The sequence below is a fragment of the Paralcaligenes sp. KSB-10 genome, assembly GCF_021266465.1.
GTDB lineage: Bacteria > Pseudomonadota > Gammaproteobacteria > Burkholderiales > Burkholderiaceae_B.
In genome coordinates this window covers 793,418-812,703 of record NZ_CP089848.1, presented here as the reverse complement: position 1 = coordinate 812,703, position 19,286 = coordinate 793,418, and the positions used below count along the sequence as shown (strand labels likewise).

Annotated in this window: 21 protein-coding genes; all 21 read left to right on the top strand. The window is 57.7% G+C overall.

Annotated elements, in window-relative coordinates:
- The first annotated feature begins 10 nt into the window (after positions 1 to 10).
- The 21 genes from LSG25_RS03775 to phnK all read left to right on the top strand — a co-directional run bounded on the left by LSG25_RS03775 (position 11) and on the right by phnK (position 19,283).
- Positions 11 to 829, top strand: coding sequence for a uroporphyrinogen-III synthase (locus tag LSG25_RS03775; RefSeq protein WP_232743382.1), 819 nt, complete (start codon positions 11 to 13; stop codon positions 827 to 829).
- 27 nt (positions 830 to 856) lie between these two features.
- On the top strand, positions 857 to 2,161 hold the full coding sequence (locus LSG25_RS03770) for a uroporphyrinogen-III C-methyltransferase (protein ID WP_232743381.1): 1,305 nt from the start codon (positions 857 to 859) through the stop codon (positions 2,159 to 2,161).
- 3 nt (positions 2,162 to 2,164) lie between these two features.
- Positions 2,165 to 3,664 (top strand): heme biosynthesis HemY N-terminal domain-containing protein, encoded by a 1,500-nt coding sequence (locus LSG25_RS03765; protein ID WP_232743380.1) that lies wholly within the window; start codon positions 2,165 to 2,167, stop codon positions 3,662 to 3,664.
- A gap of 28 nt (positions 3,665 to 3,692) precedes the next feature.
- Entirely contained in the window at positions 3,693 to 4,229 is a 537-nt protein-coding gene (gene ppa, locus LSG25_RS03760; RefSeq protein WP_232743379.1) for an inorganic diphosphatase, read from the top strand.
- Positions 4,230 to 4,313: 84 nt separating this feature from the next.
- Positions 4,314 to 5,009 carry a fumarylacetoacetate hydrolase family protein gene (locus LSG25_RS03755; protein WP_232743378.1) on the top strand — a complete coding sequence of 232 codons (696 nt, stop codon included), beginning with the start codon at positions 4,314 to 4,316 and terminating at the stop codon, positions 5,007 to 5,009.
- Between the two features lie 68 nt (positions 5,010 to 5,077).
- Positions 5,078 to 5,167, top strand: coding sequence for an entericidin A/B family lipoprotein (locus tag LSG25_RS03750; protein ID WP_370635991.1), 90 nt, complete (start codon positions 5,078 to 5,080; stop codon positions 5,165 to 5,167).
- A 390-nt stretch (positions 5,168 to 5,557) separates the two neighbouring features.
- Entirely contained in the window at positions 5,558 to 6,487 is a 930-nt protein-coding gene (locus LSG25_RS03745; RefSeq protein WP_232743376.1) for a tripartite tricarboxylate transporter substrate binding protein, read from the top strand.
- A gap of 27 nt (positions 6,488 to 6,514) precedes the next feature.
- Complete coding sequence (locus LSG25_RS03740; RefSeq protein ID WP_232743375.1) at positions 6,515 to 7,003, top strand: (2Fe-2S)-binding protein; 489 nt, start codon at positions 6,515 to 6,517, stop codon at positions 7,001 to 7,003.
- Positions 6,996 to 9,176 carry a xanthine dehydrogenase family protein molybdopterin-binding subunit gene (locus tag LSG25_RS03735; RefSeq protein WP_232743374.1) on the top strand — a complete coding sequence of 727 codons (2,181 nt, stop codon included), beginning with the start codon at positions 6,996 to 6,998 and terminating at the stop codon, positions 9,174 to 9,176. Before LSG25_RS03740 ends, LSG25_RS03735 begins: the two co-directional genes overlap by 8 nt.
- A 35-nt stretch (positions 9,177 to 9,211) precedes the next feature.
- Positions 9,212 to 9,907 carry a substrate-binding domain-containing protein gene (locus tag LSG25_RS03730; RefSeq protein ID WP_232743373.1) on the top strand — a complete coding sequence of 232 codons (696 nt, stop codon included), beginning with the start codon at positions 9,212 to 9,214 and terminating at the stop codon, positions 9,905 to 9,907.
- A gap of 35 nt (positions 9,908 to 9,942) precedes the next feature.
- On the top strand, positions 9,943 to 10,812 hold the full coding sequence (locus LSG25_RS03725; protein WP_232743372.1) for a fumarylacetoacetate hydrolase family protein: 870 nt from the start codon (positions 9,943 to 9,945) through the stop codon (positions 10,810 to 10,812).
- Between the two features lie 87 nt (positions 10,813 to 10,899).
- A complete protein-coding gene (locus LSG25_RS03720) occupies positions 10,900 to 11,562 on the top strand; it encodes a FadR/GntR family transcriptional regulator (RefSeq protein ID WP_232743371.1) in 663 nt (220 codons plus the stop codon).
- 346 nt (positions 11,563 to 11,908) lie between these two features.
- Positions 11,909 to 12,748 (top strand): phosphonate ABC transporter ATP-binding protein, encoded by an 840-nt coding sequence (gene phnC / locus LSG25_RS03715; protein WP_232743370.1) that lies wholly within the window; start codon positions 11,909 to 11,911, stop codon positions 12,746 to 12,748.
- A gap of 76 nt (positions 12,749 to 12,824) precedes the next feature.
- Positions 12,825 to 13,829 (top strand): phosphonate ABC transporter substrate-binding protein, encoded by a 1,005-nt coding sequence (phnD, locus tag LSG25_RS03710; protein WP_232743369.1) that lies wholly within the window; start codon positions 12,825 to 12,827, stop codon positions 13,827 to 13,829.
- Between the two features lie 89 nt (positions 13,830 to 13,918).
- Positions 13,919 to 14,713 carry a phosphonate ABC transporter, permease protein PhnE gene (phnE, locus tag LSG25_RS03705; protein ID WP_232743368.1) on the top strand — a complete coding sequence of 265 codons (795 nt, stop codon included), beginning with the start codon at positions 13,919 to 13,921 and terminating at the stop codon, positions 14,711 to 14,713.
- A 31-nt stretch (positions 14,714 to 14,744) separates the two neighbouring features.
- On the top strand, positions 14,745 to 15,473 hold the full coding sequence (locus LSG25_RS03700) for a GntR family transcriptional regulator (protein WP_232743367.1): 729 nt from the start codon (positions 14,745 to 14,747) through the stop codon (positions 15,471 to 15,473).
- Complete coding sequence (gene phnG, locus LSG25_RS03695) at positions 15,463 to 15,909, top strand: phosphonate C-P lyase system protein PhnG (RefSeq protein WP_232743366.1); 447 nt, start codon at positions 15,463 to 15,465, stop codon at positions 15,907 to 15,909. The genes LSG25_RS03700 and phnG overlap by 11 nt, the downstream gene beginning before the upstream one ends.
- The gene (gene phnH, locus LSG25_RS03690) at positions 15,909 to 16,508 is read left to right on the top strand and encodes a phosphonate C-P lyase system protein PhnH (protein WP_232743365.1); all 600 of its coding nucleotides are present in this window, start codon (positions 15,909 to 15,911) and stop codon (positions 16,506 to 16,508) included. Before phnG ends, phnH begins: the two co-directional genes overlap by 1 nt.
- Positions 16,508 to 17,602 carry a carbon-phosphorus lyase complex subunit PhnI gene (locus LSG25_RS03685; protein WP_232743364.1) on the top strand — a complete coding sequence of 365 codons (1,095 nt, stop codon included), beginning with the start codon at positions 16,508 to 16,510 and terminating at the stop codon, positions 17,600 to 17,602. Before phnH ends, LSG25_RS03685 begins: the two co-directional genes overlap by 1 nt.
- On the top strand, positions 17,599 to 18,474 hold the full coding sequence (locus LSG25_RS03680; protein WP_232743363.1) for an alpha-D-ribose 1-methylphosphonate 5-phosphate C-P-lyase PhnJ: 876 nt from the start codon (positions 17,599 to 17,601) through the stop codon (positions 18,472 to 18,474). Before LSG25_RS03685 ends, LSG25_RS03680 begins: the two co-directional genes overlap by 4 nt.
- Positions 18,471 to 19,283 carry a phosphonate C-P lyase system protein PhnK gene (phnK, locus tag LSG25_RS03675; protein WP_232743362.1) on the top strand — a complete coding sequence of 271 codons (813 nt, stop codon included), beginning with the start codon at positions 18,471 to 18,473 and terminating at the stop codon, positions 19,281 to 19,283. Before LSG25_RS03680 ends, phnK begins: the two co-directional genes overlap by 4 nt.
- The last annotated feature ends 3 nt before the right edge of the window (positions 19,284 to 19,286 follow it).

Genomic DNA, 19,286 nt, shown 5'->3' with positions numbered 1-19,286 from the left:
CGGATTGCCGATGGTTGAGCAGACCATTGCATCTTTTGCCGTTCTGACGCGTCCGGAAGGCCAGAATGAAGGCTTGGCGGATCGTCTGAAAGCTTGCGGCCTCGAGGCGCTGATACTGCCGAGCTTGGCCATACGGCCTTTGCACGACGATCCTGCCGTAGTGCCTTTGCCTTCCGACTATGATCTTCTGGTTTTTGTCAGCGGCAACGCCGCGCGGCTTTATCTGGATCTGCTGCGCCGTCGCGACCCCAGGCCGCAATGGCCGCAGACAAGCAGGGTTGCCGCGGTGGGCGAGGCAAGCGCGCAATCCCTTTACAACGCCGGATTCATTCCGCGTTCGCATATCCTGCATCCCAGTTTGCCGGGGCAGCAGGATTCCGAAGCCTTGTGGGCGCTCCTGCGGCAATCGGGGCATCGTTTTGAGCGAGTGCTGATTGTTCGTGGCCAAACAGGCAGGGAGTGGCTGGGGCAGCAGTTCGAACTGGCCGGGGCCCATGTGCGGCGATATCCGCTTTATCGGCGCGAGACCGTGCACTGGTCGCCGGCGCAATGCGATCTTTTAAGAACGCGGCTGGAGGCGCGGCAAATACCGGTTTGCGTACTGACCAGCGGCGAAAGCGTCGAGGCGCTGCGCGTCAATATCGAGCGCAACAGCTTGTATCAGCTCTGGGAGCGCGCCCGGTTTGTCGCGATACACGAACGCGTGGCGAGCCGATTACAATCGGTGCTCGCAGGGGCGGCTGGCAAGGCATCTGTTCCAGTGGTAAAAATATGCTCACCGAATGATGATGCAATTTTTCATACTATTGTATCGACCGCTACCCTATAAAAAGGCGCTAAGGACTACAATCCCGCTATGACAGATAAAAACCCCGAGAACCGTCAGGCCAATACTCCGGCCTCCAACGAAAGCAAATCTTCTCCCGGTAGCGCCACATCGCCAGCCAGACCCAAAAGGCAGGAAAAAGGGCGTCCGGCGTTAGCCATTGCGCTGATTATCGTCGTTGTCCTGGCCCTGGGCCTGGGTGCGGCATTGTGGTATCAGCAAAAAATATTCAGACAGGCCAGAACGGCTGTAATGAGCCAGCTGGAAAGCAGCACGAGCGCGGCCAATCAGGCCAGCGAACAGGCCCAGCAGGCCTTGTCCCTGGCTCAGTCGCAGTCCGGCGAACTCAGCACGCTGCAGGCTGCGCTGCATGAGTCCCAGGCGCGCTACCAAAGCCTGGAGCAGGCTTTCCAGACGCTCACCGACAGCGGTTCCGATCTGGTGCTGGTCAACGATGTCGATCATCTGGTCACAATTGCCCACCAGCAGTTGTCGCTGGGCGGTAACGTAGCCAATGCCATCGTTGCGCTCGAAACCGCGCAGGCCCAGCTGGCTCGTGCCAATCGGCCAAACCTTGCGTCGCTGCAGCAAACAATCAACGGTGATCTCGACCGCCTGAGGCTGGCTGCGACGATCGATGTTCCCTTGCTGTCGGGCCGGCTCAACGAACTCAGCAAGCTGGTCAGCCGGGCGCCCTTATGGGTTCCCGACGATGCGGCACCCAAGGTTTCCGACAGCGTCGCGGCCCCGGCCGACGCCGCTGCGGCCAGTCAGGACAACGACGCGGCCGATGCCGATGCGTCATGGTGGCAGCGGTCTATTGCCACTGTTGGCGACTGGTCCGTCCAAGCCTGGTCCGCGCTGCGTCAGGATCTTGGTAAATTCATCAGTGTGCGTCGGGCCGAAAATCCGGCAGCCCTGCTGATGTCGCCCGATCAGGCCGGGCAATTGCGCGAGAACCTGCGGCTGCACATCATGACCGCCCAACTGGCGCTGTTGATGCATCAGCCCGAAATCTGGCAGACAGAAACCCAGGCCCTGGTGCAGGCGCTCAGTACCCGTTACGATCCGCAGGCAAGCGATACAAGGCAGGCGCGCAAGATCGCTTTGCAATTGGCCGACACAGCCATCGGCGTCAAGCTGCCAACGGTCAGCAATAGCCTGCAAGCGCTCGAAACCCTGCGCGAATCGGCTGCCAAGGCAGCTCAGCAGCAGGCTGTTGAGCCGGCGGCCGAAAGCGCCGCCAGCCCTGCCCAAGCCCCGACGGCCACGGCCCATGCGCCCGTTCCTGCGGCCCCGCCTGCAAATCCGCAGCCCACCAAGCCTCAGGAATAAGTTATGCGGACATGGTTTTGGACTTTTCTGGTTTTGGCCCTGGCGGTCGGCCTGGCTTTGCTGCTGCGCGAACATGGGGGCAATGTCCTGATCATTGCGCAGCCGTGGCGCATCGAGCTTTCGCTGACTTTCGCAATTTTGCTGGTTTTGGCGAGTTTTTTCCTGATGTACGTGCTGATTCGGGTTCTGGCCTGGTTTACGTCCAGCCCCGAACGCTTTCGCTTGTGGCGTGGCGCCCGGGCGCAAAAGCGCGATCACGATATGCTCGAGACCGGTTGGGTCAGTTTGCTTGAAGGGCGTTATATCCAGGCCGAAAAAGAGTTTTCCAAAGTACTGGCGCAGTCCAGGTCATCCAGCCGCAAGGTGCTGGCGGCGCTGGCGGCCGCCCGGGCATCGCATAGGCTGGGCGAGTTTACGCGGCGCGACGATGCCCTCAGGCTGGCGCGCGACAACGCCGGGTCCGAACCCAGGCTGAAGGAAGCCGCGGCCACTGTCGCCGCCGAGATGTACCTGGATCAGAACCGCCCCCAGGACGCACTGGTGCTGCTGCAACCGCTGCAGGATGCCAGTTCGCGCTACATCAATGCCACACGCCTGTTATTGCGCGCTCACCGGCAGTTGCATAATCACGATCGTGTCTACGAACTCACGCGCCTGCTGCTGCGTCGTGGAGTCATCGACAAGGCCCAGGCTCTCGGGTACATCGAAACCGCCGCCGCGGCGCGGCTTCACGATGGCGGCATGGCCGCTTACAAAACTGTTTGGGGCGATCTCAAACCCGAAGAGCGCGTATTGCCTGAAATTGCCCTGGCCGCCGCTTCAATCCAGGAGTCGGCGGGCAATGCCGACGAGGCTTCCAAAATTCTCGAGGCCGCCATCAACGTCAAGCTAGAGCCGCGTCTGCTCAGCGCCTATTCCCAATGCCAACCCGAACAGGTGGCTCATCGTCTGAGCAAGGCGGAAGTCTGGCTGAAAAGCCACCCCGACGATTCCGCATTGCTGGCCATGCTGGGCAATTTGTGCCTGATCGGACAGTTGTGGGGGCAGGGTGAGCGCTATTTGTTGCGCAGTATGAAGATTCGCAGCGATGTACGCATTCATGCCCTGTTGGGCAATTTGTACGATCGTCTCGGACGTCGGGCCGACGCCATGAAACATTGGCGCCTGGCGTCCGGCGTGGCGGGTGTCCTGCCGGTGTTGGCTGCCAACCGTGCTTTGCCGGCGGCCGACACGCGAGGCGATCCGACGCTGATCGATTTCGCCAATATCCCTGACACCGACCCGCTGGATGCCGACGAAGCGCCCCTGGCGGCCAGTGCGGCAGGCTATGTTCCTGAAGAGGCTGATGCGCCAGGATCTCAATCCTATGTGCCCAGCGCCGAAACATCCGCCGTCGATCCGCTCGAGCCCTATCTGGACGAATATTTCGATAGCGCACCGATTCCGGGCGTGGATTTATCGCAGACCTCGGATCGATCCACCGGCGGATCGCACCATCGTTAATTTCTTTGTTTTCTTTCAAGGTTGAAGCATGAGTTTAGATCGAGTACCAGCAGGCAACAAGCTGCCTGATGAGTTCAATGTGATAGTCGAAATTCCCATGAATGCAGATCCAGTCAAATATGAAGTCGACAAAGAATCCGGAGCTGTGTTTGTCGATCGTTTCATGCTGACGGCCATGCATTACCCGTGCAATTATGGCTATATACCTCAAACTGTTTCCGACGATGGCGATCCCGTCGATGTTCTGGTCATGGCCCCATTTCCCATTCAAATCGGCGCTGTGATCCGTTGCCGCGCCATCGGCGTTCTGCAGATGGATGACGAAGCCGGCGGCGACGCCAAGCTGCTGGCTTTGCCCGTCGACAAGCTGTATCCGCCTTATCGCCATATTCAAAAACCCGACGATCTGCCTACTGAAGATCTGGCTCGTATCCAGCATTTTTTCGAGCACTATAAAGATCTTGAAAAAGGTAAATGGGTCAAGGTAAAAGGCTGGGAAGGCGTCGATGCCGCCCGTAAGGAAATCCAGGACAGCGTTGCGCGTTATGCCAAGGCTGCCAAATAAATAAATGGCTTCGCAGGTTTCGCTCCTGCTGTACCCATAGGCTTTATCTCTTATTCAAGACCCACCTATTGTTCAAGGATGAAAATGGATTACATCGTTCCAGTGCAACCGATTGCCGCCATTCCTGTGGCCGGTGCCGCCGCACAATTTCCCGTGCGCCGTGTGTATTGCGTAGGCCGCAACTATGCTGAACATGCCAAGGAAATGGGCTTCACCGGGCGTGAAGATCCTTTTTTCTTTTGCAAGCCCGCCGATGCTCTGATATGCGTGGCCGACGGCCAGACAGGCACCATGCCGTATCCGTCGAAAACGTCGAACTTGCATTACGAGATCGAACTCGTGGTGGCGCTTGACAAGGGCGGCCGCGATTTGTCGCTGGAAGAGGCTGCGAACTGTGTCTGGGGCTATGCGATTGGCCTCGATATGACTCGCCGCGACCTGCAGGGCGAAGCGAAAAAACAGGGCCGGCCCTGGGAAGTGGGCAAAGCTTTCGACCAATCCGCGCCGGTCGGGCCTTTGCATCCTCGCAGCAAGGTAGGTACCCTGGATAAAGGCGCTATTTCGCTTTCGGTCAATGGCGCCACCAAGCAATCCAGCGATCTTTCATCCATGATCTGGAATGTGGCGGAGTCTCTCTCCTATCTGTCCGGCTTGTTTGAACTCAAGGCCGGCGATATCATCTTTACCGGTACTCCGGAAGGGGTCGGTCCGGTCGTGGCTGGCGATACCATGGTGGGGGCGATTGCCGGTTTGGGCGAACTCAAAGTGGCTGTCAAATAATTATTGCAATTTTCAAGGAGACGAGAATGCGGTTCAAAGCTTTGCTGTCACTGCTTGTATTAGCGTGCATGGGCCTGGCGGGTTGCGCCAATACGGTAGCCGGTGCTGGCCAGGACATTTCAAATGCGGGACACGCTATTGAGAAATCAGCGAAATAAGTTTGATGTTACTGCCAAAAAAGACCCGCTTCGGCGGGCTTTTTTTTGGCTTGCTGTTTGATTTCCCGGGACCGGCATCGTTCTGCCAGTCGCGATTCCGGCATGTCGGGCGTTATGTAAATCGATTTCTTTCATTTTTGTTTTGGTCTATTTTTATAGAACATCTTGTCTTTAATTGTATTTATTGGTACTCTTTTGATCGGACAAGCTGTACATCATAAATCAAGCTTTGATATCAAGCTACTGAGTTCACAAGTGGGCAAACCTGCCGCCTGACCGCTGCAATCCGCCCGTCGTGAACATATATTCATAAGCAATAAAGGAGATGAAATAGTGCTGCCAGGGAAAAAAATCCAATCATTAATACTGTCTTCGGTAACGGCGGGCTTGATGTCTGTCGGTATGGGTGCTCATGCCGCCGATGCATACCCGAATCATGCGGTTACCATAGTTGTTCCTTTCGGAGCGGGCGGCTCCGCCGACGTCTATGCGCGTCAACTGGCCCAGAAATTGCAGCAAAAACTGGGTCAAACCTTTATCGTGGAGAACAAGCCGGGCGCAGGCGCCGTGATTGGCACGACATTCGTCGCCAAAGCCGCACCCGATGGCTATACCTTGCTGGTGATGTCGAACACGCAAACCGTGAACGAAACTTTGCTGAAAGAAAAGCCCTATCAATTGCTGCGCGACTTCGCTCCCGTGGCACCGATCAACCAGGCTAGCCTGGTCTTGGTGACAAATGACAAGGTCAAGGTTAAAGACCTCAAGGGCTTGATCGCCATGGCGAAATCCGAGCCTGGAAAACTGAACTATGCGAGCTCGGGAACCGGCACTCCCTACCATATTGCCGGTGAGTTGTTCAAGTCGATGGCGGGCATTCAGGTCCAGCATGTGCCTTACAAAAGCAGCGGCCAGGCAAGAACCGGCGTTGTCGGAGGCGAGGTGAATTACATGTTCGACTCCATCGCAACCATGAATAGCCTCATCAAGGCAGGGCGGGTTCATGCCATTGCAACGACCGGCCTGAAACGCTCCTCTATTTTGCCCGACGTGCCCACTATGAATGAGGCGGGTGTGAAGGGCTATCACGCCAATATCTGGCTTGGCCTGCTGGCCCCCAAGGACACGCCGAAAGATGTTGTGGAAACGCTCAACAAGGCCGTCAGCGCCATCGATGGCGAGCCCGAAATCAAGGCTGCCTGGGCTAAAGACGGCGTGGAGCCCATGGTAATGAACACGAGCCAGTTCAAAAAGTATATCGAAGAGGACGTCGAGCGGCTGGGGAAAATTGTTAAAGAAGCCCACATAACGATTCAATAGCCTGGTTTACCGGCGGAGCATATGAGCATGGGCAAGGCGGATACCATTGATCTGCAGGTCAACGGGATGCCATTCAAACTCGAGGTCGATGAAAATCGCAGCCTGCTCGATGTGCTGCGTGAAGAGCTCGGCTTGAAAGGCAGCCACTTTGGCTGTGGATTGGGTTTGTGCGGAGCCTGTACGGTGCTGGTCGATCGCAGGCCGGTGCCGGCCTGCGATACGCCGGCCTGGTCTGTGGCTGGAAAAGAGGTCACAACTATAGAGGGCATTGCCGTTCACGGCCTGGCAAAAGAGCTCCAGGACGAGTTCGTCAGGCAGAGCGCAGCCCAATGCGGCTATTGCACTTCAGGCATGATAGTGGCCTGTACCGGCTTGCTATTGGCCAACAATGCACCGTCGGATGCGGAAATCAAGGGCGCTCTGGATGGCAACCTGTGTCGCTGTGGAGCCCATTTGAGAATAGTCAGGGCGGTGCAGAACGTGAGGGAGTTTTTAAATCAGGCTCGACATGAATAATGCTTTTGCGCCTGCCCATGAAGTCGGGGCCGGGCAGCTACCCGTCAGCCTGAAGAACAATCCGTATGTCGATGGCTGGCTATCCCTTGCGAGGGACGGATGCATCGATGCCTACACAGGGAAAGTGGAACTGGGCCAGGGCATTGTCACGGCGTTGGCGCAGATTGTGGCCGATGAACTGTTGGTGGATATAGCGTCGGTGCGCATGGTGCCGGCCAGTACACAATACAGTCCGGATGAGTCGATTACATCGGGCAGTTTGTCCGTTCAGCATTCCGGACTTTCATTGCGGGCCGTGTGCGCGCAAACCCGTAATTTATTTGTACAGGCGGCTGCCCGTAAATTCAATGTGGTTCCGTCGACAGTGACGGTGCTCAACGGGGAATTCGTGTCGGGCGGCCGGGCATGCGGGTCGTATTGGCAGTTAGCGGGCGAGGTGGATTTGCATGTACGCGCCGAAATGCCCGACGCCATGCTGGCGTCGACGCGCCGCGATTATGTGGGAACCAACTATCGGCCATTCGGCCTGGAGCAGAAAACTCAAGGCACCTATCCTTTTATCCACGACCTTGCGATGGAGCGCATGGTTCATGGCCGGGTTCTGAGACCGCCTTCGCCCTATGCCGTGTTGGGCGACCTGGATTTGGCCGACTGGCGGAGTATTCCCGGAATAGTGGGGATTGTGCGCAATGGTTCATTGATAGGTGTGATTGCCGAGCAGGAATATATCGCCGAACGCGTGCTTCGGCAGATCGCCCGGGCCGCCGTCTGGGCCGAGCGTGATTCTTTGCCTTCGCAGCGTGAGTTGAGCGCATGGTTGCGAAGCAGGGAATCCGAAACGACGGTCATCGAACGCAAGCCGGAGCATTCCGGTGCCGTTGCAACTTACGCCGAAAAGTGGTTCAGCGGCGATTTCCTCAAGCCGTTCATCAAGCACGCTTCCATAGGCCCATCCTGCGCTTATGCGCAAGTCACGGCCAGTACCGGCCTGAGGGTATGGAGCCACAGCCAGGGCATACATAATTTAAAAACGGATCTTTGCGCGGCGTTTCGCATGGAGCCATCCCGGGTCGAGGTTCAGCATGTGCCGGGCTCCGGCTGCTACGGCCATAACGGCGCCGACGATGTCGCCTACGACGCCGCATGGCTATCCCTGCATGCGGATAACAGGCCTGTGCGGGTTCAGTGGTCGCGGTCCGACGAACTGAATTGGTCACCGCTGGGGTCGGCCATGTCCGTGCGCATCGAGGCGGATGTCGATGAAAACGCCAAGGTTGTCGAATGGCGGCACACCGTATGGGGGCCGGGCCATAGCCTGCGTCCAGGCCGGGCCGCCACCCCGACATTATTAGGCAGTTGGTATGCGGAAGATGCTTTCCCGGCGCTGTCCTCCATAAATGCCCCGCAGTCGTCCGGTGGCGGGGCCGATCGCAACATTGTGCCGCTTTACGATTTCCCGCACTGCGCGCTGATTTGCCACCGGGCGCTCGATATTTCCTTGCGCAGTTCGGCACTGCGCGCATTGGGTGCGTTTGGCAATGTATTTGCGATCGAATCCATGGTCGACGATATCGCGCTCGCATATGGGCGCGATCCTTTGCAATACCGCCTGGACAATCTGAGCGATCCGCGCGCCATTGCTGTCCTCGTCAAGGCGGCAGGCCTGGCGGGCTGGAACTTTGATCCAGAGCGCATCAACGATGACGATACGGGTATGGGCATAGGCTTTGCCCGCTATAAAACCGGTGGCGCCTATTGCGCTGTCATTGCCAAAGTCAACGTCACGCATGAGATTCGAGTTGAAAGCCTGTTTATCGCCGTCGATGTCGGCGAGGTAATCAACCCGGAAGGCGTTATCCAGCAAATTGAAGGCGGCGCCATTCAGGCTACGTCCTGGACTCTGTACGAACAGGCGCGGTTTGATGCCAAGGGGCTGGTCGATGGCGACTGGGAGACCTATCCCATCATCCGTTTCAGCCAGGTCCCGGATGTCATCGTCGAAATTCTGCCCGGGGCAGGGCGGCCGCCCGTCGGGGCCGGCGAACCCTCTTTAGGGCCGACCGCGGCAGCAATAGGCAATGCGGTGCGTGCCGCATTGGGTGTACGAGTGCGCAATTTGCCTATCAGCCCGGACGAAGTCGTCAGGGCGATGGAGCCTGGCCTGGCTCAATGAAATTCGAACAATGGAAAATTCTGGAGGCTGTGTAAATGGATCTTTGTTTATTAAGCGGTGGCGCGGCATTCGGGCTGCTCAACGGCGTGAAGGGCGAGTTTGAAGCGCGCAACGGTTGCCGCATAGGTGGTGAATTTGGCGCTGTTGGCCTGATGAAAGAAAAGTTGCTGGCCGGTGAGCCGTGCGATGTCATTATCTTGTCCCGAAAGCTTATCGATCAGCTGTCGCAGGCGGGAAAGCTGCTTGAGGGCAGCGTGCGCGACCTTGGCGTTGTCGGTACGGGTGTTGCCGTCATCGCAGAGGACGAGCCTCCGCCTGTTGCGGATGATGCGTCATTCGCCAAGGCTCTGTTGAGCGCCAGCGGCATCTATGTGCCGGATATGTCGCAATCCACCGCGGGCATACATATGAAAAAAGTTTTTGAACAGCTCGATGTATTCGAAAAAATCAAGGACAAGGTTCACGAATATCCGAACGGCGCCACGGCAATGAAAGCCATGGCTTCGGCGGCTGTGCCGTGGTCGTTGGGGTGCACCCAGATCACCGAAATCATGTACACGGCCGGAGTTGCGCTGGTGGCGCCTCTGCCTCAAAGCTGCGCGCTGGACACTGTGTATACGATCGGGATTCCCAAAACATCCCGACAGGCAGTGCTTGCCAGTACGCTGATCGATGTTTTATGCGATGAGTCGCTCGACGGATTCAAACGCAATAACGGTTTGTCGAAGTAATGGTATCAACAGATTAATTTTGAGAGAGTCAGGAAATGAGATTGGCAACTTTTGAATACCAGGGTCGGCGCGGCGTCGGCCTTGTTTCCGATGATTTGAAACGCATCCGCACACTGAAGCTGGATGCGGAAATAGCGGCGCAAGGCATTGCTTCCCTGATCGAGCAGGAAAATTTAAAGGCCTTTGTTCAGGCACATTTGGCCGACGAAGTGTCCGTGGCCGACGTGACGCTGCAAGCGCCGATTCCGCGTCCGCGTCGAAACATATTTTGCGTGGGCCGCAACTACCATGCCCACGCCAAGGAACTCTCCAGTTCGGTTTTCAAGGAGAACGATAAAAATGTCGCGTCGTGGCCCATTGTGTTTACCAAGGTTCCCGAGTGCGTCGTGGGGCCTTTCGATAATGTTGTGCTGCCGGTGGGTATTTCGTCGCAAATCGATTACGAGGCCGAGCTTGCCGTGGTTATTGGTGTCAAGGGTAAAAATATAAGCCGTGAAGATGCCATGAGCCATGTTTTTGGATACACGATAGTCAACGATGTCACCGCACGCGACGTCCAGATCCGGCACCAGCAATGGGACATGGGAAAGTCGTTCGACACATTCTGCCCCATGGGGCCGTGGCTGCTTACGGCCGATGAAATCGACTCATCCAATGTGCAGGTATCGTGCACGGTTAACGGCGAACTGCGGCAGAACGCCAGTACGCAGGATTTCATCTTCGATATTCCTACCCTGATTGAAACATGTTCGCGCGGAATCACGCTCTACCCGGGCGATATTATTGCAACAGGCACTCCCGCGGGTGTCGGCATGGGCATGAAGCCTCCGGTGTACCTCAAGGCAGGCGATTGCGTCAGGGTGGAAATCGCAGGGATCGGTGCCATAGAAAACAAATTTGTCTAGAATAAAGGTTTTGCGAAGCGCATGCCTGACAGGCATGCTGCTTCAACCGCGTTCCTGTAACGATCATTTCCAGCCCGTGAGTTTTTTATGTCTGCCGGTATCAAGGCCTTCGAACAGTATCTGATGGATGAGCTGAACAGCAATCGGCTGGTGCCGGGAGCCAGATTGCCTCCGGAAAGGCTATGGTGCGAACAGTTCGAAATCTCGCGCGGCACCGTGCGGCGGGTTCTGGCCAGATTGCGCGAGCGCGGGCTTATCACGCAAGTCAAAGGCAGCGGCACGTTCGTGTCGTCGCAGAGCCCGGAAAAACAGCCGGAACAAAAACTCTATACAAGCCCCGCCGAACTCATGGAGGCGCGCTTGCTGATCGAACCCCTGATGCCGGCCTTGATAGTCAAGAATGCCAATGCGCACGATTTCAAACTGATGGAAGAGTGCCTGCTTCGATCCGAGCAGGCGGGAACCATAGAGCAATTCGAGCACTGGGATGGCGAATTGCATCGTTCGTTTGCACTCGCCACGCATAATTCGATGTTCCTGCATATCCTGGAGCTGACCAATCGCATCAGGGAGGAGGGCGAATGGGGAAGGCTGAAGATGCAATCGCTGACACCGGAGCGCCTGCAGCAGTACCGGCAACAGCATAGGGCGATCTATCAGGCGATGCTGAACAGAGATCTTAATGAATCGAGGATACACATGATCGCGCACCTCGAGCAGATACAAGACAATTTGTTCAATACGCAATAGCCATACCGAGGCGGCGATCGACTGAATAAAATTTGATTGAATCGCAACACCATAGTGTGTTGCTCATTTGAACGACCGCCCGATCCAGGTGCCGGCCGCGGGCAGTCCTGGCGCAGCCAGGGCCGGACGATGCGAGCTCCACCCTGCCTGGGCCACCACCCCCGCGTCTAAAGAACGAGTATGACGGGCACCCACTAGCAACCCACAAGGCCAGCTTCTTCACGAGGTGAAGTTTATGCCTTGTCATAAAACCGTCGCCCAATATTAATCTCCATGTCACATCCCTTCCCTAAGATGCTTGCCATTGCAGGTGGTTTACCTTGCCTGGTTTATGGAGAGCACGCGAATGAACTCAATCATCCGAGTCGAAGGCTTGAACAAGACTTTCAATGGCAAGCAGGTTTTATTCAATATGGGCTGGTCGGTTCAGCCCGGTGAAATGGTTGCCTTGATCGGCGCATCGGGCTCAGGAAAATCAACCTTGTTGCGGCATCTGGCGGGCTTGTCCTGCGGCGACCGCGATGATTCGAGCGTGATCAATATCCTGGGGCGATCCGTCCAGGCGCAGGGACGCTTGAACAGCCGCGTGCGCCGCCTGCGCGCCGACATAGGCTACATATTCCAGCAGTTCAACCTGGTGGGGCGCATCAGCGTGCTGGGCAACGTCCTGCTGGGCTGCCTTGGCCGCATGCCACGCTGGCGCGGATCCCTGGGTTTATTCAATGCAGAGGAAAAGGAGCGTGCGATGGCCGCCTTGGAGCGCGTCGGCCTGATCGAGCATGCGCATCGCCGGGCCTCGACCTTGTCGGGCGGACAGCAGCAGCGCGTGGCGATTGCCCGCGCCCTGTGCCAGCAAGCCGAAGTGATTCTCGCCGATGAGCCGATTGCTTCGCTCGATCCCGAGTCCGCGCGCAAGGTCATGGACATTTTGGCCGATATCAACGCAAGCGACAAGAAAACCGTCGTGGTGACCTTGCACCAGGTGGACTATGCCGTTCGCTACTGCGAGCGCGTGCTCGCCCTGAAAGCCGGACGCATTCATTTTGACGGCTCCACCAATGCGCTGAACGGCGAGTTTTTGAATGAGCTGTACGGTGGGGACCTGGATACCTCTTTATTGTTTTCTTCCGGGAACAAGGCACGGCAGGCGCAGTCAGCGCCTTCCATGGCTTTGATTGCGGCCTGATCTCTCAATGGCGAGACAGGCCATTTTTTTTACCGGACCTGTCTAGACAGGCCGGCGATACCACAGGAGTGTTCACATGTTTAGACCCATGCAGCGATTATTCTTCGGTGCCGCTCTTTTTAGCGCGGCGGCATTCGGGACGGCCCCCCATGCGGCTGACTTGAAGGAACTGAATTTCGGCATTATATCGACCGAGTCTTCGCAGAATCTGAAGACTATCTGGGATCCTTTCCTGGCCGACATGAGCAAAAAGATCGGCATGAAGATCAATGCCTTCTTTGCTCCGGACTATGCCGGAATTATTCAGGGCATGCGCTTCAACAAGGTCGATGTTGCCTGGTATGGCAATAAGTCGGCCATGGAGGCTGTGGATCGAGCCGGCGGTGAAATATTCGCGCAAACAGTGGCTGCCAATGGCGACCCCGGTTACTGGAGCTTGTTGATCGTCAATAAAGGCAGCCCGATCAATTCGGTCGAGGATATGTTGAAAAACGCCAAGAATCTTTCGTTCGGCAACGGCGACCCCAATTCGACATCGGGTTATCTGGTTCCCAGTTATTACGTTTTCGCAAAAAACCATGTGGACGCAGCCAAGATTTTCAAACGGACATTGAATTCCAGCCACGAGGTCAATGGACTGGGCGTCGCCAACAAGCAGGTTGACGTGGCGACCTTCAATACAGAAGCAATGGATCGCCTGAAATTGACGCATCCCGACAAGGCAGCCCAGCTGAAAGTGATCTGGAAGTCGCCGCTGATTCCATCCGACCCCATCGTATGGCGTAAAAATCTGCCCGAAGACACCAAGAGCAAGATCCGTAGTTTCTTCATGACATATGGCGCCACGCCTGAGGAAAAGAAAGTTTTGGCATCCCTGCAGTGGGGCCAATTCCGCAAGTCCGGCGATGATCAGCTTTTGCCGATTCGCCAGCTGGAATTGTTCAAGCAACGCAGCCGCATCACCGCGGATGCCCATATGGATGCGAGCGAAAAGGCCGGGAAATTGAAAGAAATCGATGCGAGCCTGGATAAATTGTCCGCGCGCATCAGTTCTCTCGAAAAATCCGCCAAGGCGGGCTAGACAGGGAAGCAGGTCGATCCGGCCTAGCCCGGGTGCAAGGCACCGGCTTTGCGCCCGGCAACAGAGTTCTTATAGGCGCTATCTCATTTATGACCACCCTGACTTCCAACGCCGCGGCGGAACTGAGCGGCCAGCGCAACTGGCGGCAATGGTTGGTTTGGCTTCTCGTGGCAATCCTGTTGGCCTGGTCGTGGCATGGAGCGGAAATGAATCCTCTCATGCTGTGGCGCGATGGGAACAATATGCGGGTGTTTGCCGCCGATTTTTTCCCTCCCGATTTCCATTACTGGCGTCTGTATCTGGCGGAAATGCTGGTGACTGTACAGATTGCGGTGTGGGGCACGACATTGGCCATAGTGTGTTCCGTTCCGCTGGGTATCTTGTGCTCGGAGAATATTTCGCCTTGGTGGATTTGCCAGCCGGTGCGACGGGTCATGGATGCCTGCCGCTCGATCAATGAAATGGTCTTTGCCATGTTGTTTGTGGTCGCCGTTGGGCTGGGTCCTTTTGCGGGAGTCATGGCGCTTTTCATCGGTACCACAGGCGTATTGGCCAAGCTGTTTGCCGAGGCGGTGGAGGCCATAGACAGGGGGCCGGTCGAAGGTGTTCGAGCCACAGGATCGAGCGCGTTGCAGGAAGTCATTTTTGGAGTCATCCCGCAGGTCTTGCCCTTGTGGATCTCGTATTCGCTCTATCGCTTCGAATCGAATGTACGCTCGGCCACCGTGGTTGGCATGGTCGGAGCGGGGGGCATAGGCGTAACCCTCTGGGAGGCGATACGCGGCTTCCAGATGAATCAGACCTGCGCGATCCTGATCATCATTATTGCCGTAGTCAGTGCGATAGATATTATTTCGCAGCGGCTGCGCAAGCGCTTTATCTAGGAACCAGGGCACGACGATGCCTCTCGCAACCATGAACTTGTCTAGACAGTCGGATCCCAGGTATATCGAGCTGGCCGATGCATTGCGTCACGAACTGGACGACTGCGTGCCAGGCGATGACTTGCCGTCCGAAACGCAACTGGCGAATCGTTTCAGTGTCAATCGACACACTTTGCGGCGCGCCTTGGACGTGCTGGTGGACGAGGGGCGTGTGGTGCGGCAGCAAGGCCGCCGTGCACGGGTGCTGGCCCGGCCGATCGTCTATCCGGTGCATGCACACAGCACTTACAGCAAGGCGCTGACAAAGATGGGACTGCAGTCCGAGGCGGTCTTGCTGCATCGCCACAGGCGCCAGGCGAGTCCGGAGGAGGCCAGGCATCTGGCACCGAATCGCGATGAAGCCATCATCGAGCTTCATACGCTGCGCCTGCTGGGAGGGCAGCCCATCAGCCTGATCCGGCATTGCTTTGCGACACGCCAGGAACACCTGCTTGAAACATACCGAGGCGGGTCCGTGCGCTCGCATCTGGAGGGGCAGAACGTCTTTCTCAAGCGAGTGTTCAGTTTGATCGGAGCGGGGCTGCCGGCCCAAAAAGACGCGGCGCAGCTGTTGATGCCACAGCGCGCTGCCGTCTTGAATGTTCAAACGCTTTCCAGCGACGCGGACGGCGCGCCATTCGAGTTGTCGTATTCGATCAGCCGCGCGGACCGCTTCCAGTACCAAATCATTCCCGAAGGAGAACCCAGTCATGATTTCTAGTCCCGATACGATTGCCCGCCAGCAATGGATGAGTGTGCTTGCCCGTGCCGGCAAGCGCCTGGATGCGTATGACGCGGAACTGAGGCAGGCCGAGTATTGCATCATACGGGCGCCCGAGCTTGGCATGGCCTTGGTGCGCGGGCGTATCGGTGCAAGCGGCAGCCCATTCAATCTGGGTGAGATGACCATTACGCGCTGTGTGGTCCGGCTTGCCGATGGCCGCACAGGCCACAGCTATATTGCGGGACGCGACAAACGGCATGCCGAGTTGGCGGCTCTGGCCGACGCGCATTTGCAAGGGCCGGAGCAGCCGCATTGGCTGGCGCGTCTGATTGATCCGCTTGCCCGGGCCCATGGCGAACAGCGTGCCGCCCGGGCGGCCGAAAGCGCGGCCACCAAGGTCGAATTTCTAACTTTGGTGCGGGGAGAAGGCTGATGGCCGGCACTTTTCTCGAACCGGCTTTCCACGATGCCGTGCAGGAATCACAGCGTACTTTTCGGGCCGCTCTCAAAGCCATGTCCGAGCCCGGCTTGATCCAGAGCCTGGGCAATGCGCCGGCGCTGGGTATTCTCCAGCCCGCCACGTATGCATTGTGCCTGACCTTGTTCGACGGCGACACCCCGGTCTGGCTGGCGCCGGCCTTCGATACGCCTCAGGTCCGGGCGAATCTGGCTTTCCATTGTGCCTGCCCGATTGTGGACGAGCGTGAACAGGCGGTTTTTTCTGTGATAGGCGATGAGGAACTGAACGATCTGGCCGCTTTCGACCAAGGCTCCGATCGGGATCCGGACCGCTCGTGCACTCTGGTGGCGCAGTTGCAGAATCTGGAGCAGGGCGCACCGACGCGATGGCAGGGGCCGGGTATTGCCGCCGAGCGGATAGTGCGCCTGCCGGTTCCCGATGGCTATTGGCAGCAGCGCAAGGCAGCACATGCTTTCCCCAGGGGGTTGGATGTGTTTTTTACGGCGGGCCGGATGTTGGTCGGACTGCCCCGCAGCACGCGAGTGCTGCATTCCATGCAAGAGGTACTGTAATGTACGTAGCCGTCAAAGGTGGCGAAAAGGCCATCGATAACGCCCATGCGCTGCTGGCCCGAAAGCGCCGTGGCGATGTTGCGATTCCGGAACTGGCAATTGCACAGATTCGCCAGCAGATGCCCCTGGCGGTAGCCAGGGTCATGGCAGAAGGCTCTTTATATGACGAAGAACTGGCAGCGCTGGCCATCAAACAGGCCGCGGGCGATTTGCTCGAAGCCATATTTCTGTTGCGCGCCTATCGCACAACCCTGCCGCGCTTTATCGCCAGCGTGCCGTTGCAGACCGAGACCATGGAACTGAGCCGGCGAATCTCGGCCACATACAAGGATCTGCCAGGCGGACAACTGCTCGGCCCCACTTTTGACTACACCCATCGCTTGCTGGATTTTTCCCTGCTCGTCGAGGGCGGATCGCCCATGCCGGCCGAGCACGAAAGGGCTGTGCCCGAACCCTGCCCCCGCGTAGTGGATATATTGGCCAGTGAAGGCTTGATCTCCACTGAAATCGATGCTCAAGAACGGGTGCCCGATATCACGCGGGAGCCGCTGGATTTTCCGGCCGACCGGGCCCAGCGTCTACAGGCGCTGGCGCGGGGCGATGAAGGCTTTCTGCTGGCGCTGGGCTATTCCACGCAGCGCGGCTACGGCCGCAATCACCCATTTGCCGGCGAAATTCGCGTAGGACTGGTGGAGGTGTGGGTAGAGCCCGAAGAATTGGGCTTTGCTGTGCCTGTAGGCGATATCGAAATCACCGAGTGCGAAATGATCAATCAGTTCGTCGGCAACCAGGACCAGGAGCCGCAGTTTACGCGAGGTTATGGCCTGGCCTTCGGCTATTCCGAGCGCAAGGCCATGGGCATGGCACTGGTGGATCGTGCGCTGCGGGCGCCGGAATACAAGGAAGACATTGAGTCGCCCGCCCAGCAGGAAGAGTTCGTGCTGATGCATTGCGATAACGTCGAAGCGGCTGGTTTTGTGTCGCATCTGAAATTGCCGCATTACGTGGATTTCCAATCGGAGCTGGAACTGATACGCAAATTGCGCCGACCTGCCGTCGATGGCACGGCCGGCCTTCAGGAGAAGCAGGCATGAGCGAACAGCTGCAGGAGATCAAACCGGTGGGCGAGGGCTACAACTTTGCCTATCTGGATGAGCAAACCAAGCGCATGATCCGCCGCGGCCTGCTCAAGGCCGTGGCGATTCCCGGTTACCAAGTACCGTTTGGCGGCCGTGAAATGCCCTTGCCTTATGGTTGGGGTACAGGCGGCATGCAAGTAACGGCGGCCATCCTGGGCCGCGACGATGTGCTGAAAGTCATAGACCAGGGGGCCGACGATACAACCAATGCCGTGTCGATCCGGCGTTTCTTCACCCGGACGGCGGGCGTTGCCAGCACCGAACGCACTGTCGAGGCTTCGGTCATCCAGACTCGTCACCGGGTACCGGAAACGGCCCTGCGCGCGGATCAAATCATGGTGTACCAGGTGCCTATTCCAGAGCCATTGCGCTTTATCGAGCCATCCGATACCGAGACGCGTGCCATGCACGGCCTTAATGACTACGGGGTGATGCATGTCAAGCTTTATGAGGACATTGCCACCTTCGGCCATATCGCCACCAGCTATGCGTATCCGGTCATGGTCGATGGGCGCTATGTGATGGATCCATCCCCCATACCAAAATTCGACAATCCGAAGCTGCACAGGAGTCCGGCGCTCATGCTGTTCGGCGCAGGTCGCGAAAAGCGCCTGTATGCCGTGCCGCCCTATACCGGGGTGGAGAGCCTGGATTTCGAGGATCATCCGTTCGAGATCCAGAAATGGGATCAATGCTGCGCCTTGTGCGGCAGCGCCGAATCGTATCTCGATGAGCTGATTGTCGACGACAGGGGCAGCAAGCAGTTTGTGTGTTCGGACACCGACTACTGTCATCAGCGGCGCACGGCGCAGGAGGAGATGCAATGAACGCTCATGTACAGGCGGCCGCGGTGGTGGGCGATGTCGACGAGGCCCTTTTATCGGTGCGCGATCTGACTTTGTTGTATGGGCCCGAAAAGGGCTGCCAGGGTATCTCTTTCGATCTGTATCCGGGCGAAGTTCTGGGTATTGTCGGAGAGTCCGGATCTGGAAAATCCACGTTGCTTGGGGCCTTGTCGGGGCGCTGCCTGCCGGATCGCGGTCAGGTCTGCTACCGCAACCGCGACTCTCAATGGATGGATCTTTATACGGCCAGCGAGGCACAGCGCCGGACTTTGCTGCGTACCGAATGGGGGTTCGTCGAGCAAAACCCGCGCGACGGCCTGCGCATGGGTGTTTCGGCCGGAGCGAATATAGGCGAGCGCCTGATGGCGCAAGGCATGCGCCATTACGGCCAGTTGCGCCGCGCGGCGCTGGACTGGCTGACGCATGTGGAAATCGACCCGGAGCGCGTCGATGATTTGCCGCGCACATTTTCAGGAGGCATGCAGCAGCGTTTGCAGATTGCGCGCAATCTGGTTTCCAGCCCGCGCCTGATCTTCATGGATGAGCCCACCGGCGGCCTGGATGTATCGGTACAGGCGCACCTGCTCGATCTGTTGCGGGGCCTGGTGCGAGAACTGCAGCTATCGGTGGTGATCGTCACTCACGACCTGGCCGTGGCGCGCTTGCTGGCCGATCGTTTGCTGGTGATGCGCCGGTCGCGTGTGGTCGAGGCCGGGCTGACCGACCAGGTGCTTGACGACCCGCAGCATGCCTACAGCCAATTGCTGGTTTCTTCTGTATTGCAGCCATAAAAG

Coding starts and splice junctions, on each gene's coding strand:
- LSG25_RS03775 (WP_232743382.1), top strand. CDS start 11: ATGGTTGAGCAGACCATTGCATCTTTTGCCGTTCTGACGCGTCCGGAA.
- LSG25_RS03770 (WP_232743381.1), top strand. CDS start 857: ATGACAGATAAAAACCCCGAGAACCGTCAGGCCAATACTCCGGCCTCC.
- LSG25_RS03765 (WP_232743380.1), top strand. CDS start 2,165: ATGCGGACATGGTTTTGGACTTTTCTGGTTTTGGCCCTGGCGGTCGGC.
- ppa (WP_232743379.1), top strand. CDS start 3,693: ATGAGTTTAGATCGAGTACCAGCAGGCAACAAGCTGCCTGATGAGTTC.
- LSG25_RS03755 (WP_232743378.1), top strand. CDS start 4,314: ATGGATTACATCGTTCCAGTGCAACCGATTGCCGCCATTCCTGTGGCC.
- LSG25_RS03750 (WP_370635991.1), top strand. CDS start 5,078: ATGGGCCTGGCGGGTTGCGCCAATACGGTAGCCGGTGCTGGCCAGGAC.
- LSG25_RS03745 (WP_232743376.1), top strand. CDS start 5,558: ATGTCTGTCGGTATGGGTGCTCATGCCGCCGATGCATACCCGAATCAT.
- LSG25_RS03740 (WP_232743375.1), top strand. CDS start 6,515: ATGGGCAAGGCGGATACCATTGATCTGCAGGTCAACGGGATGCCATTC.
- LSG25_RS03735 (WP_232743374.1), top strand. CDS start 6,996: ATGAATAATGCTTTTGCGCCTGCCCATGAAGTCGGGGCCGGGCAGCTA.
- LSG25_RS03730 (WP_232743373.1), top strand. CDS start 9,212: ATGGATCTTTGTTTATTAAGCGGTGGCGCGGCATTCGGGCTGCTCAAC.
- LSG25_RS03725 (WP_232743372.1), top strand. CDS start 9,943: ATGAGATTGGCAACTTTTGAATACCAGGGTCGGCGCGGCGTCGGCCTT.
- LSG25_RS03720 (WP_232743371.1), top strand. CDS start 10,900: ATGTCTGCCGGTATCAAGGCCTTCGAACAGTATCTGATGGATGAGCTG.
- phnC (WP_232743370.1), top strand. CDS start 11,909: ATGAACTCAATCATCCGAGTCGAAGGCTTGAACAAGACTTTCAATGGC.
- phnD (WP_232743369.1), top strand. CDS start 12,825: ATGTTTAGACCCATGCAGCGATTATTCTTCGGTGCCGCTCTTTTTAGC.
- phnE (WP_232743368.1), top strand. CDS start 13,919: ATGACCACCCTGACTTCCAACGCCGCGGCGGAACTGAGCGGCCAGCGC.
- LSG25_RS03700 (WP_232743367.1), top strand. CDS start 14,745: ATGAACTTGTCTAGACAGTCGGATCCCAGGTATATCGAGCTGGCCGAT.
- phnG (WP_232743366.1), top strand. CDS start 15,463: ATGATTTCTAGTCCCGATACGATTGCCCGCCAGCAATGGATGAGTGTG.
- phnH (WP_232743365.1), top strand. CDS start 15,909: ATGGCCGGCACTTTTCTCGAACCGGCTTTCCACGATGCCGTGCAGGAA.
- LSG25_RS03685 (WP_232743364.1), top strand. CDS start 16,508: ATGTACGTAGCCGTCAAAGGTGGCGAAAAGGCCATCGATAACGCCCAT.
- LSG25_RS03680 (WP_232743363.1), top strand. CDS start 17,599: ATGAGCGAACAGCTGCAGGAGATCAAACCGGTGGGCGAGGGCTACAAC.
- phnK (WP_232743362.1), top strand. CDS start 18,471: ATGAACGCTCATGTACAGGCGGCCGCGGTGGTGGGCGATGTCGACGAG.